We start from the raw sequence: 14,717 nt of genomic DNA, 5'->3' as shown, positions 1-14,717 counted from the left end.
AAAATTTAAGCAAGCGACATCCTGCTTCCTGCAAAGTTTAGTCAGCTTTAGTAACGACACAATCGCCATAATTATTGCATTTGAGGGAATTTATCTTAATGCTCTACAAAGCACCACCTTTTAACCGTTGTTTTTTGTAGTCACTAAAGTTTAAACCAATAATAAAAAGCCCCCGCAATCCTAAAGAAAGCGGAGGCTGGCTGTTGGCAACACTAAACCAGAGGGCAAAATACCCTCAAGAAATTACACTAGATCAAAACGATCCAGCTCCATTACTTTCGTCCATGCAGCAACAAAGTCTTTCACAAAGCGTTCTTGTGAATCGGAGCAAGCGTATACTTCAGCGATAGCACGAAGTTGAGAATTGGAACCAAACACCAAATCGGCGCGCGTGGCTGTCCATTTAATTTTCCCCGTTTTACGATCACGGCCTTGGAACTCATCTTCTTTTTCAGAAGTGGCGAACCATTTCGTTCCCATATCCAATAGATTCACAAAGAAATCATTGCTTAACGTTTCTGGCTGCTGTGTCAACACCCCATGAGAGGATTGTGCGACATTAGCCCCTAGTACTCGCAATCCGCCTACTAACACCGTTAATTCTGGTGCTGATAGTGTGAGCAGCTGCGCTTTGTCTAACAACAACTCTTCCGTTGACACTGTGTAGCGGCCTTTTTGGTAGTTACGGAAACCATCCGCAATAGGCTCAAGAACAGCAAAAGAGTCCACATCCGTTTGCTCTTGAGTGGCATCACCACGACCAGGAGTAAACGGCACTGTCACGTCCAAATCTGCGGCTTTCGCCGCTTTCTCGATACCAACAGAACCTGCCAACACAATAAGATCTGCAAGAGAAATTTGCTTATTGCCAGACTGCGCTTTATTAAACTCAACTTGAATGGCTTCTAATGTTGCCAAGACATTAGCAAGTTGCTCAGGCTGATTGACAGCCCAGTCTTTTTGCGGTGCTAAACGAATACGAGCACCGTTTGCACCACCACGCATATCCGAACCACGATAAGTAGACGCTGACGCCCACGCTGTTGACACCAGCTGAGAGACACTCAAACCTGACGCTAATATTTTCGCCTTCAAACCTGCAATATCTTGCTCATTGACCAATTCATGGCTGACTGCTGGAATCGGATCTTGCCAAATCAACTCTTCTTGAGGAACCAAAGGCCCTAAATAACGAGACACTGGTCCCATATCACGGTGTGTTAACTTAAACCATGCACGTGCAAACGCATCCGCAAGCTGATCTGGATTTTCGTGGAAACGCTTAGAAATTTCCGCGTAAATCGGATCTACTTTTAATGCCATATCCGCTGTAGACATCATCGGAGCATGACGTTTCGATGCATCATGAGCATCCGGCACAGCATCCGCTAAGGCACCATTTTTAGGTTTCCACTGCGTGGCACCGGCAGGAGCTCTTAGTCAGCTCCCAATCGTAACCAAGCAAGGTGTCAAAGTAGCCGTTATCCCACTGAATTGGGTTAGGTGTCCACGCGCCTTCTAAGCCACTTGAAATGGTATCTACGCCGTTACCTTGACCCTGACTGTTACGCCAGCCAAAACCTTGCTCAGTAATATCAGCGGCTTCAGGATCTACCCCAACTTGAGCAGCATCACCTGCACCATGAGTTTTACCAAATGTATGACCACCCGCGACTAAGGCAACAGTCTCCTCATCATTCATCGCCATACGCGCAAACGTATCACGAATATCACGCGCTGACGCTAACGGATCAGGCTTACCATCTGGACCTTCTGGGTTAACGTAAATTAAACCCATTTGTACCGCTGCTAATGGGTTTTCAAGCTCTCGGTCACCTGAGTAACGACTTTTTTCACCGCCACTTAATTCTAACCACTCTTTTTCGGCGCCCCAGTAAATATCATCTTCTGGCTCCCACACATCAACACGGCCACCAGCAAAACCAAAGGTTTCAAATCCCATGGATTCCAATGCACAGTTGCCCGCTAAAATCATTAAATCTGCCCAAGAAATCTTACGGCCATATTTTTGCTTGATAGGCCAAAGCAACCGGCGAGCTTTGTCTAAATTGACGTTATCAGGCCAGCTGTTTAATGGCGCAAAACGTTGTGTACCAGATGACGCACCACCGCGGCCATCCGCTGTACGATAAGTACCCGCGCTATGCCATGCCATACGGATGAAGAATGGACCATAATGACCATAATCTGCTGGCCACCAATCTTGTGAGTCCGTCATCAAAGCATACAAATCCTGACGCACAGCGTCTAAATCCAAACTGTTAAATTCTTTAGCGTAATCAAAATCCTCACCCATAGGATTAGATTTCGCTGAGTGCTGATGCAAAATCTTTAGGTTTAGCTGGTTAGGCCACCAATCTTTATTAGAGGTCCCACGACCTGCAAATTGCCAAGCGCTTGTTGCGCTCGTTGCACCGTGGTTAAAAGGACACTTACCTTCACTAGACATATTATTCTCCTGTTATCCTGACTGACTTTCTTTGCATTTTATGTGAGCTTTATAACGAAAAATCACAGCCCCTTCTCTCTTGTCCTAATAGTTATAGCCCTTCATAGATCAAGTTGCTAATAAATAAAACCTAATATTCCAATAGGCTAAGACAGAAAAGACTTAATTTCCCATGTCACGACATGACGAAAACGCAGTAGTACTCATTCAACATAAAGCATGCTTTACTAAGATAAACATGACTTAACTCACGATTTAGGAAAGCATCATGCATATTATCAATGCTCGTTTACGTCACCGCTCAGAGCTTTTCTCTATTCAGATTGAAAAGGGTATTTTCAGCAAGATAACACCTCAGAACGATAGGTTAGTCTCAGTAGAAAACCATATTGATGCAAATGGAAAACTCGTTTGCGCTCCTTTCGTCGAGCCACATATTCATCTGGACGCAGCGTTAACCGCTGGTGAACCAGAATGGAACCAAAGCGGCACCTTATTCGAAGGCATCGAACGCTGGAGTCAGCGTAAGCCAATGTTGAATGAAGCGGATATTCGACGTCGCGCCTTATCCACCATAGAGCTTTTGGTACAAAACGGCGTACAGGCTATTCGAACTCATGCGGATACCACTGACCCGACCCTAGTCGGTGTTCGCACGCTTTGCGCGCTTCGTGATGAGCTAAAAGACAAAATTGATTTACAGGTGGTAGCCTTTCCCCAAGACGGCATGTTGTCTTACCCCAATGGCTTAAAACTGATGGAAGAAGCGTTGGACATTGGCGCCGATGTGGTTGGTGGCATTCCGCACTTCGAATACACTCGAGAATTGGGTGAAAAATCTGTCAAACTGATTATAGAATTGGCCAAAAAGTACGATCGATTAATCGATGTGCATTGCGACGAAATCGATGATCCCAATTCTCGTTTTTTAGAATTCCTTGCCTGTGAAGCGTTATTCCATGATATGGGATCCAAAGTCACTGCAAGCCACACCACCGCGATGCATTCTTATGATAACGCCTATTGCTCGAAGCTATTCCGTTTATTAAAAAACGCCGGTATTAACTTTATATCCTGCCCGACGGAAAGCATTCACTTGCAAGGTCGTTTTGACAGCTACCCAAAACGCCGTGGCGTCACGAGAGTCAAAGAACTTAGAGAAGCCAATATCAACGTCTGCCTAGGACAGGACTCTATCTTTGATCCTTGGTATTCATTAGGCAATGGTAAGTTGCTTCGCACCTTAGATTACGCCATGCATATCTGCCAAATGATGGGATATCAAGACTACGCTCGGGCATTAGACATGATCACTGACAACAGTGCTCGTACCTTGTGCTTACAAGGTTACGGAATAGAAGTTGGCAATGCCGCAAACTTTATAATGCTGGATGGGCACGATGATTACAGCGTTTTACGTCAGCAAGGCGATGTATTACTGTCCGTTCGTCAAGGTAAAATCATCATGCAACGTCAGCCCTCTAAGATCATTTCTCCACCTTGGATTACTGATGAAATGGAGTAGAAAAATCTTTCAGGGTAGATAATATGAGCCTATTCTCTGTTCATCTACCCTGGATTTTCAGTATCAAATACGACATCCCGCGATAAATTTTGCTCTATAACAAAAAATCTTCATTTATATTTTTGCGCTTGCAAATATCCTTTCCTAGACTGTAAAGAACTTATCAGATTGTAAGGGACTATATAAATGCGCATCCATTCTATTCGAATCAAGATGATGCTTCCCATCATCTTTCTCTCCGTCATTTTAATCGCGCTGTTTATTTTTATGATGCTCATGAGCACCATGCAAAAGAGCAGTATGAAATTACAGGCAGAACACTATTTTGAGGCAATTTCAGAAGTACTCAATGCAGATCGTGATATTTATCAAGCACGACTTGCACAAGAGAAAATGCTCGATGGGGAAGGACCAAAGCAAGAGAATGAAGCAGACTTTAACGAAAATGCCCAACAAGTTTTTGATCGTTTCCAACTTTATCGACAGTACCTTGCCGATGAGCCAAAAGATCTGCTAACACCGTTCGAATCTTTCAATTCACTTTATGATGAATGGGTTTCATCCAGCAAAAGTCTACTTGCCACATCAAAAGGCAGCATTCAATTTTCACAGGCAATGATAGAGCTAGATCAGAAATTCCATACTATCCGTAATATGCTTGATGAAGCGGGAGAAAATCTGCACACACACACCAACAATGTAAAAGATCAAATAAACTCAGCTTCGGAGCTTAATAACTACGTAGAAGCCATCACTGAGGTATTAAATGCAGACAGAGACCTATATCAAGCACGACTAGCGCAACAAAAAATCATTAATGGGGTTGGGGATAAAGAAAAAAACAAAGAAGAGTTTAAACTCAATGCGGCTCAAACCTTAGAAAGGTTCAGAGCTTATCGTGGTCACCTTATTAATGAATCAGAACTAACGAAACCCTATAGTAAATTTGATGTACTTTTTGATGAATGGTATCAAGAGAGTCTAATTCAACTAAACTCCCCCAATATTCAAACCTCACAGAAACTTCCTCAAGAAATCATAGTAGCGGATGAGAAATTTGCCGCCATTCGCACACTTTTGGACAAAGCGGGAGAATCGGTCAGAAACCACTCAAGACACATTGAAGATCAAACCAAACAAAACATTGCTCGTAACCAAAAAATAGCCATGATAGTGACATCAATCGCCTTTATTCTTGCGCTCATTTTTGGTTATTTTATTCCACTTAAAATCACCAACAATGTGGAAAACATGGGACGTCGAATTAAAGAGATTGCCGAAGGAGACGGTGATTTAACTCAGCGAATAAACTCAAGTGCAAAAGACGAACTTGGGGATCTAGCCAAAGAGTTCGATAATTTTGTTGAGCAACTTAGGTCTATTATCAGCAATATACACAAACAATCATCGTCACTAGGCAACATGACCGCCGAGTTAAAAAATGCCTCTGAAACGACAAGCGATATCACTCAAGCATTGGTAAATGCTTCGACCTCCATGATCAGCGCTGGCCAAGAAATGAATCTATCAAATCAACAAATGGCGCAAGTAGCAAGAGATACCGCGACGGAAGCAACGACGTCTAGCCAATTAACCAATCAAGGAATTCAAGCCGTAAACACATCCCATAAAGCCATTTCTAGCTTAATTGATGATATTGAAAAGTCATTACAAAGAGCACAAGAGTTAGAGAAAAGCTCTGAAAATATATCTTCCGTCCTCGAAGTGATTCGAAATATTGCCGAGCAAACTAACTTACTGGCTTTAAATGCTGCGATTGAAGCCGCACGCGCAGGTGAACAAGGTCGAGGATTTGCCGTTGTTGCAGACGAAGTGAGAACGCTCGCGACCCGAACACAAAACAGCACAGATGAAATAGAAACCATCATAGAACAGCTTAAACGTAATGTCAGAGAATCCTCTACTTCCACTCAGAACAGCCGTAACAATGCCGATAATACAGCATCAAATTTTGATAACGTCATCAACATATTTGATGCTTTGAACCATTCATTTGAAAAAGTACAACAGCTGGCATCCCAAACAGCCCAAGCCACCGATGAACAAGCCGCATTGTCTAATAATATCAATCAAAGTCTCATGCTGTTAAAAGAACAGACCGATGGCGTAAAAGACGTCTCAAGCCTTATCAATAAACAGTCAAAACAAATAACGGATTTATATAAAACACTCAATAACGAAGTCGGAAATTTTAAAGTGTAATGTTTTACTGAGAGTAAGAAACGAACCGTCTTAAAAAAGACAGCCTTGCTCTTTAACCGCAGTTAAAGAGCAAGGTCATTTTATTCATTATGGCTTATCTGTTGGGCAGTTCTCCATGCCAACGCGATAAGTGGAAACGGTACTCATGTCGGCAAACTTACGAAAAGCATTGAATGCATCATAATTAGGCTTGTAGCTCACCGTGTAATTCATATTGATTTGAGCGCCAAAATTATTGGGCGTAAACGATGCGTCTTGGCTTATTATTTGGAATTCTTCTAGTTTGTTCTTTTTACCAAAAGTGATCACTTCTTGTGTTTTGGATTTATAAATCGCTCCCACATCCACATCAGAATTAGGCTGAAGGTTTTCCATGTAAGAAAAAGATGTGATGTCCTTACTTTCACAAACGGGTAACTCGGTGGTGTCCTCTGCCGCCAATTGCGTAGAAGAAACCATAAGAGGCACTATCGCAACCAATGCAGACAAACAAGATTTCATAATTTCTATCCTATGCGTTTAAAAAATCACCAAAAAAAGAAACGATTTCACGTTTCACACCAATACTATATTTTGTGGCTTCCCATTGGCAAAAGCTACGACATTTTCAAAGGCTATATTAAAATATAATTCGTAGCTGGCCTTTTCAACGTATCCTATGTGCGGTGTACAAAGCACATTTGGTAGAGATAACAACAGTTGATTAGCAGCCGTCGCAGGCTCTATTTCAAAAACATCCACTGCAGCACGTTTGCTCGGGTTAGACAACATTTCACGATACAAGGCATCGCTTTCAATCAACTCAGCTCGACTGGTGTTTACCAATAAAGAGTCTGGCTTCATTAATGCCAAATCCTTCTGAGTCACAATCGCTTTGGTCGCATCGTTAAGTCGTAAATGCAGCGTGACAATATCTGCACTTTGGAAAAATTCGGCTTTGGATGCTGCCGCAGTAAATCCATGTTGTTGCGCTAACGATCTAGAACTTTCACTACCCCAAACCAACACCTTCATACCAAAAGCCTTGGCATATTGTGCGATTCGCTGTCCAATTTTTCCGTAGCCCCAAATCCCTAGGACAGAACCATTCAACACTCGTCCTAACCCCAAAGAGCCAGACTGTTGCCAGTTCCCTTGCGAAAATTGCGCAACATACTCAGGAATGTGTCGACAGGCTGACATAATTAACCCCCAACATAACTCAGAAGGGGCAACAGGCGAACCCACCCCCTCAGCCACCGCCACACCGTACTTATGACAAAGTTTGGCATCAATGTGATTACTGATTTTTCCCGTTTGACTAATCAATTTCAAATTAGGCAAGCTGGCCAATAAAGCTTCCGTAATCACCGTGCGTTCCCGTATCAGAACAAGTGCCTCAAAATCCTTTAACTTATCGATTAAATCATCCGTCTTGCTAAAGGTTTCATTAAACACATGCACATCATGGCCTTGCAAAATGCGAAAACATGAAAGATCTTTGACTGCATCTTGATAATCATCTAATACCGCTATTTTCACGAGAAAGCCCTCTTCCGATCCTATTGCTGTCACCTAATAAATTGCGCTTATCATCCGTCAACTTAATACAAAACGCCAGAGCAAAAAAAGCCCCACATTTAGGTGGGGCTAAAGACAGACATTACCATTAAGGATTAATCGCAGCCTTTTACGACATCACGAAGCAAGTAAAAATAAACGGCTTACACACGCTCAAATACCGTTGCTATACCTTGCCCCATACCAATACACATGGTCGCAAGGCCAATCGTCGCGTCTTTCTCGCGCATCACATTGAGCAGAGTTGTTGAGATACGCGTCCCAGAGCAGCCAAGTGGATGACCCAACGCAATCGCGCCACCGTTCAAATTCACCTTATCATCAACAAGATCCAGCAAACCAAGATCTTTTAATACTGGAATAGACTGGGCAGCGAAGGCTTCGTTTAGCTCGACAATATCAATATCGGCAATCGTCAAACCCGCGCGTTTTAGCGCTTTTTTCGTTGCTGGAACAGGACCATAACCCATAATCGCCGGATCACAACCCGCTACCGCCATGCTACGTACTTTGGCAATCGGCGTTAAACCTAACTCTTGTGCTTTCTTCGCCGACATCATCAACATAGCTGATGCACCGTCAGACAAAGCAGAAGAAGTACCCGCGGTCACAGTACCGACTTTTGGCATAAATACAGGAGCCAAACTTGCTAAAGATTCCAGCGAAGTTTCTGGGCGAATAACTTCATCCACTTCCACTAGGATCTTATTCCCTTCCGCATCATGACCCTCTATAGAAACAATCTCATTGGCAAAACGACCTTGTAGCGTCGCTTCATGGGCTAAACGATGGGAGCGCACGGCAAAAGCATCTTGCGCCTCACGGCTCACACCGTGCATTTTCCCTAACATTTCCGCCGTTACCCCCATCATCATCGAGGCTTTTGCCATATGTTTGGACAGTGCGGGGTTAACGTCCACGCCGTGCATCATCCCCACGTGGCCCATGTGCTCGACACCCCCAACAACAAACACATCACCTTGGCCTGTCATGATCGCTTGAGCCGCCGTATGAATGGCAGACATAGACGAACCACATAAGCGGTTCACCGTCTGAGCGGCGCTCGTAATCGGCAATCCAGCCAACAAAGACACGGCACGAGCCATATTAAAGCCTTGTTCTAGAGTTTGGTTCACACACCCCCAGATAAGATCCTCCACATCTTTTTGATCTACCGTTGGATTGCGCTTAAACAAAGCTTTGACTAACGCTGCCGATAAATTTTCTGCTCGTACATTACGGAATACGCCATTTTTCGTTTTACCCATTGGTGAGCGAACGGCGTCGATAATAACGACATCATTTGGATTCAGTTTCATGAAAATTCTCCTCTAACCTATGGGAAGTTATGCGCCGTAAAAAGTGTCGTTGTTACTGGCCATGTCACGCATCTTCGCGGTTGGCTCGTACAACTTACCTAAGTGGCTGTATTTGTCTGCAAGATCACAAAAAGCCTGCAGTCCCATTTGGTCTAGGTAATGCAAGGCACCACCAAGGTATGGAGGGAAACCAATACCATAAATTAACCCCATATCCGCTTCTGCAGCTGACGCGACTATGTTTTCTTCTAGACAACGCACCGTTTCGATACAAAGTGGAATCATCATACGAGCCACAATATCGTCTTCTGTCAATTCAGCATGAGAGCTCACTACAGGCGCAAGCAAGTCATTAATTTCATCGTTAAAAACTTTCTTCGGCTTACCTTTACGATCTGCCTCGTAACGATAGAAGCCATGACCATTCTTTTGACCAAAACGCTTCAATTCAAATAGACGATCTACGGCATTGGTGCCTTCATGCTTCATACGATCAGGGAAGCCTTCTGCCATCACTTGATCGGCATGATACGCCGTGTCAATTCCCACCACATCAAGCAAATAAGCCGGACCCATTGGCCAACCGAATTTCTCCATGGTTTTATCTACTACTTGGAAATCAGCGCCTTCTTGCATCATCAAGGAAAAACCAGCGAAGTAAGGGAACAATACACGGTTTACAAGGAAACCTGGGCAGTCATTGACTACGACAGGTGTTTTGCCCATGGCTTGAGCATAGGCTACGGTTTTCGCAATGGCCGCATCGCTGGTTTTTTCACCTCGAATCACTTCTACCAATGGCATACGATGTACAGGGTTAAAGAAATGCATACCACAGAAGTTTTCTGGACGTTTTAAATCTTTCGCCAATTCTGTAATAGAAATGGTTGAAGTATTCGATGTTAAAATGGCGTCATCCGAAATTTTGGTCTCAACTTCCGCCAATACTGATTTTTTGATTTTAACGTTTTCAACAACGGCTTCGACGACCAAATCAACGTGCTCAAATTCACCATAACTTAACGCTGGAATAATACCATTCATGGCTTTAAAGGCTTGATCTGTTGTTAAACGTCCGCGTTCTACCTGACCATTAAACAGTTTATTCGCTTCACTCAAACCTAACTCTAAGGCTTCAGGGCGAATATCTTTCATGATGATTGACGTGCCTTTAGAGGCGGACTGATAAGCCACCCCCCCATAATCCCAGCTCCCAGAACAGCAGCTTGTTTGACTGGCGTGGCATTTTTTGCGTACTTACCTGCGGTTTTCTTAATCTGTTGATCACTTAAGAAAAGATTCACAAGCGCTTTAGCCACAGGGCCTTTGGCCAATTTAACAAAGCCTTTTATCTCTGTCTCTATGGCTTTTTCCATATCCTGACTAATGCCCTTTTCGATAGTCTTGATGGCAGCCATAGGCGCAGGATAATGTTTACCCGCCTTAGCCCCAACCACACCACGAACGGACTCGAAGATCATCATTTTTTCAATAGGTGAAAACACCATAGGAGCACGCAATTCATCACGACGTGCATGGTAATCCAACTTACCATCGAGCACTTGTTGGATAAGATGACGTGCCGACTCATTGACTTTTGCTGCCGGGACTACTGCATCAACCGCACCATCTTTGAACGCCTCTTCGCTGCGTTTTTGAGCGCCACCACAAATCCATTCGCAAGCATTATCCGCGCCGATTAAACGAGGCAAACGAACCGTCCCACCCCAACCTGGGTAGATACCCAATTGTGTTTCTGGCAAACCAATTTTCGCAGAATCCGCCATCACTCGATAATCACAGGCCAACACCAACTCCATACCACCGCCAAGCGCAATACCATTAATGGCAGCAACCGTTGGGCAACATAGATTCGAAATGTCGTTGAAAATAGTATGAGCAAGGCGAAGTTTATCGGACAATTCATCCTCTTCGAGTTCAAACCAAGTAGTAAACTCAGTTATGTCTGCTCCTACGACAAAAACGTCTTTCGCACTGGCAAAAATAACGCCTTGCAAATCATCAATGTGTTTGAGTGCAGTAACGGCTTCGGCCAATTCATTCAAGGTAAGACTATTGAACTTATTGACCGATTCACCGACCAAATCCAGAGTGACAGTTGCCACGCCGGCATCATCGACTGCAACCTTGATTGCTTGTCCTTCGAAAATCATGCTGGTCTCCCATTATTTTTATTTTGATGACGATGGTATTTTCGTTCACCGTCATCCGGTGTTTAAAGGCAGTTTAGACGTAAGATGACTCAGCTAAACTGACTGTTTTCTAAAAATCACAAGCTTTTTTCAAGCTCAGGCACAGCATCAAACAAATCCGCTACTAAGCCATAATCCGCTACTTGAAAAATGGGCGCGTCTTCGTCTTTGTTGATGGCAACAATCACCTTGGAATCTTTCATGCCCGCCAAATGCTGAATCGCACCAGATATACCAACGGCAATATAAAGATCCGGCGCAACGGTTTTACCTGTTTGGCCAACTTGTAAATCGTTAGGTACAAAACCAGCATCCACAGCAGCACGTGATGCACCAATGGCAGCGCCAAGTTTGTCTGCGACGCCTTCCAATAATTTGAAGTTTTCACCATTCCCCATACCACGACCACCTGAAATAATCACACTGGCGGCCGTCAATTCAGGTCGGTCAGATTCGGCTAGCTGTTCCTTCACAAAGCGACTGCGATCAGAGGCAATCACTTGCGAAAGTACTTCACGCTCAGCGTTGCCACCTGTGCTTGCTGCCGCATCAAAACCGGTTGAACGAACCGTCAATACTTTTACCGTATCCGTAGTTTTTACCGTAGCAATGGCGTTACCTGCGTAAATTGGACGAACAAAGGTGTCTGCGGATTCGACTTTAATAACGTCAGACAACTGCGCCACGTTTAAAAGCGCAGCCACACGTGGCAAGGTATTTTTCCCTGTCGTGGTTGCAGGCGCTAAGATATGACCGTAGCCACTGGCTATATCAACGACTAATTTGGAGACATTTTCAGCCAATTGATGCTCATAAACGGCATTATCAGCCACCAATACTTTACTGACACCAGCCACTTGCGACGCTTGCTCAACAACGGTTTGGCATTCGAAACCAACCACCAATAAATGCACATCGGCACCAATCTGAGTGGCTGCGGTCACGGTATTTAATGTCGCAGGTTTTAAAGATTTATTATCGTGTTCGGCAAGGATTAAAATGCTCATGACACCACCTTCGCTTCATTTTTAAGTTTGTCTACCAATTCCGCTACAGAAGTCCACTTTGATACCACCAGCACGTTGTGGCGGAGGCGTAACCGATACGATGCTGACATTAGAGCCAACTTCTATACCAAGATCGGCAGGAGTTTTGACATCCAATGGCTTTTTCTTCGCTTTCATAATATTAGGCAAAGAAGCAAAACGTGGTTCATTCAAACGCAGATCCGTAGTAATCACCGCAGGTAAAGTAATCGCCAATGTCTGCAAACCACCGTCAATTTCACGAGTTACTTGCGCTTCACCGTTTTCAATCACCACTTCGGAGGCAAACGTTGCTTGCGGGTAATCCAATAAAGCCGCCAGCATTTGGCCTGTTTGATTATTATCCGAATCGATAGATTGTTTACCCATAATCACTAAATCAGCGGCTTCTTCTTGGGCCACCTTAGCAATTAACTTGGCAACCGATAAAGAGTCTAAACCGTCTTCAGTTTCTACTTGAATCGCGCGGTCAGCCCCCAAAGCCAATGCCGTGCGTAAGGTTTCTTGGCAAGATTTCGACCCCACAGAGACCACCACAACGTCAGAGGCGACGCCTTTCTCTTTTAGACGAATGGCCTCTTCCACAGCGATTTCACAAAAAGGGTTCATGGACATTTTGACATTGGTAAGATCGACCGCCGTATGATCGGCTTTGACGCGAACTTTGACGTTGTAATCTATCACTCGCTTTACAGATACTAAGATTTTCATAAGCCCCTCGTATTTATTATTAAGCTTTCTTTCATGCATTAGACTGACCCATATTGCCAGATCCATATCATGCAAACATTCCCTATCAATAGAACGCTTTACTTACCCTCTATAGTAGTTTGGGAATGCTTTTCATCAATAACAAAAAAGCGCCAGTTAACTGACAAAAATATTCAGACATAAACCTCACAATATTTTTAGCTAACAAAAAAGACTGATTTTCCTCCCTCCTCTAGATCTTTCAGTCTAGCGCCTAAGATAAAAAAAAGCCCCACTAAAAAGTGAAGCTTTCTGTCATACGCTACACGCCACTTATTTATTGCGCGATAAAAATGCGGCAAAGGCTTGATGTGCCTCAGTAGATCGTAATCGATCCTTGAAAATACGCCCTTCTCGCATCAATGCCATCTGCACATCATTTTGCCCTCTAAATTTCAGTAAATCTTTACTTAAAGCCACCGCTTCAACAGGTAAAGCGGCGATTCTTTGAGCATAGAATAAAGCCAACTTGTAGGCTTCTCCTTCTTCGCATAAGTGATTTACTAGCCTCATTTCATGGGCCTGTGTTGCACCAACCACATCTCCTAACACAAGTATTTCAAAAGCTTTTTGATAGCCAACCAACTGAGGCAACAGATGACTGGATGCGGCTTCTGGCACCAAGCCTAACTGCACAAATGGAAACTGTAACCGCGCTTCGCGGGAGGCCAGTACCAAATCACAATGCAACAGCATGGTCGCCCCCACACCAACCGCACGACCTTCCACACCTGCAATAAGGGGTTTTTTATAGCTACTCAATACCTGTAAGAAAGCCATAATCGCTTCCATTTTTTCAGGTGTTTGGGCGATTTGTACAAATTCATTAATATCATTCCCCGAAGAGAAATCCCCTCCAAGGCCATATAACAAGGTAACTTTTACTTGATCGTTGTGTTCTGCGCTACGCAATGCATTCGTCAATGCTTGGTACATGTCTAAGGTAATGGCGTTTTTTTTATCGGTTCGGTTCAAACACAAAACTTGTATACCTGACTCAATACTTTCAGTAACAAAATCACTCATTACTGGCGCTCCTCTGATGGTAAATCAAGCACCTGTTCCTCAACCAATTTACGCACCATAGGCCCGTCTTCAGACCAGCCATGACAAGAATTCACTAATTTAATCAAGGCTTCAGGGACGTGCTGTGGGTACTTCTCTCCTAGAGGTTGCCACATAGTTTGAAAAGCAGTCGTTGCAATCACGGGAAACAACTCCAACACATGAGTACAACCCACTTTTCCACTAAAGGTTTGCTTGAGCCAACGATTCCAACCAGGCCCAATGCGTGTGCCCTTTAAAACAGAAAAGCTTGGCATCGCACCTGCGCAGTTTGGAAAAGGGAAAGCCTCCATGGAAACCGACACCTCCTTGATTAAAAAGGTGTCATCCAATGTCAAACACACACTAATGTCGTGAAAAGGACTGCCCTCTGGGACCAAGCTATCATCAAATTCACGATTGACATCGTAAGTCTTCAAATCCTGCATAGTTGCTTCAATATCCCACAGTCCATCCTCGCGCAAAAAACCATAGGATTCGATACAACGTCTATGCATTAGCTTGCGCTTCATTTGTGTCATTATTGCCCTCCTGACCTGTATTTGA

Annotated in this window: 8 protein-coding genes and 3 pseudogenes; 2 read left to right on the top strand and 9 right to left on the bottom strand. The window is 43.9% G+C overall.

Going from position 1 to position 14,717, the window contains the following annotated elements; translation table 11 throughout:
* Positions 1-243 precede the first annotated feature (243 nt).
* Positions 244-2,470: pseudogene (gene katG / locus ONZ52_RS13025) on the bottom strand (catalase/peroxidase HPI).
* A gap of 268 nt (positions 2,471-2,738) precedes the next feature.
* On the opposite strand from katG, the gene codA reads away from it, so the two are divergent.
* Together codA and ONZ52_RS13015 are read left to right on the top strand one after the other, a co-directional pair.
* Entirely contained in the window at positions 2,739-3,995 is a 1,257-nt protein-coding gene (gene codA / locus ONZ52_RS13020) for a cytosine deaminase (protein ID WP_265219074.1), read from the top strand.
* Positions 3,996-4,181: 186 nt separating this feature from the next.
* Positions 4,182-6,218, top strand: coding sequence for a methyl-accepting chemotaxis protein (locus tag ONZ52_RS13015; protein ID WP_265219073.1), 2,037 nt, complete (start codon positions 4,182-4,184; stop codon positions 6,216-6,218).
* A gap of 87 nt (positions 6,219-6,305) precedes the next feature.
* Here the strand turns inward: ONZ52_RS13015 and ONZ52_RS13010 are convergent, their stop codons facing one another.
* The 8 genes and pseudogenes from ONZ52_RS13010 to ONZ52_RS12975 all read right to left on the bottom strand — a co-directional run bounded on the left by ONZ52_RS13010 (position 6,306) and on the right by ONZ52_RS12975 (position 14,692).
* Positions 6,306-6,719: a hypothetical protein gene (locus ONZ52_RS13010; protein WP_265219071.1), complete on the bottom strand. Its 414-nt coding sequence runs from the start codon at positions 6,717-6,719 to the stop codon at positions 6,306-6,308.
* A 54-nt stretch (positions 6,720-6,773) separates the two neighbouring features.
* Positions 6,774-7,739, bottom strand: a complete 966-nt coding sequence (locus ONZ52_RS13005; protein WP_265219069.1) for a D-2-hydroxyacid dehydrogenase family protein — start codon at positions 7,737-7,739, stop codon at positions 6,774-6,776.
* A gap of 182 nt (positions 7,740-7,921) precedes the next feature.
* The gene (gene fadA, locus ONZ52_RS13000; protein ID WP_265219068.1) at positions 7,922-9,097 is read right to left on the bottom strand and encodes an acetyl-CoA C-acyltransferase FadA; all 1,176 of its coding nucleotides are present in this window, start codon (positions 9,095-9,097) and stop codon (positions 7,922-7,924) included.
* A gap of 27 nt (positions 9,098-9,124) precedes the next feature.
* A pseudogene (gene fadB, locus ONZ52_RS12995) lies at positions 9,125-11,271 on the bottom strand (fatty acid oxidation complex subunit alpha FadB).
* Positions 11,272-11,387: 116 nt separating this feature from the next.
* Positions 11,388-12,317 (bottom strand): electron transfer flavoprotein subunit alpha/FixB family protein, encoded by a 930-nt coding sequence (locus tag ONZ52_RS12990; RefSeq protein WP_265219067.1) that lies wholly within the window; start codon positions 12,315-12,317, stop codon positions 11,388-11,390.
* Positions 12,314-13,067 (bottom strand): annotated as a pseudogene (locus tag ONZ52_RS12985) (electron transfer flavoprotein subunit beta/FixA family protein). Before ONZ52_RS12985 ends, ONZ52_RS12990 begins: the two are co-directional and overlap by 4 nt.
* A gap of 312 nt (positions 13,068-13,379) precedes the next feature.
* Complete coding sequence (locus ONZ52_RS12980; protein WP_265219065.1) at positions 13,380-14,132, bottom strand: enoyl-CoA hydratase-related protein; 753 nt, start codon at positions 14,130-14,132, stop codon at positions 13,380-13,382.
* Entirely contained in the window at positions 14,132-14,692 is a 561-nt protein-coding gene (locus ONZ52_RS12975) for a DUF2889 domain-containing protein (protein WP_265219064.1), read from the bottom strand. The genes ONZ52_RS12980 and ONZ52_RS12975 overlap by 1 nt, the downstream gene beginning before the upstream one ends.
* Positions 14,693-14,717 lie beyond the last annotated feature (25 nt).

It is taken from the genome of Marinomonas rhodophyticola, assembly GCF_026113935.1.
Classification (GTDB): Bacteria; Pseudomonadota; Gammaproteobacteria; order Pseudomonadales; family Marinomonadaceae; genus Marinomonas; species Marinomonas rhodophyticola.
This window is presented reverse-complemented; position numbering and strand designations above follow the sequence as displayed.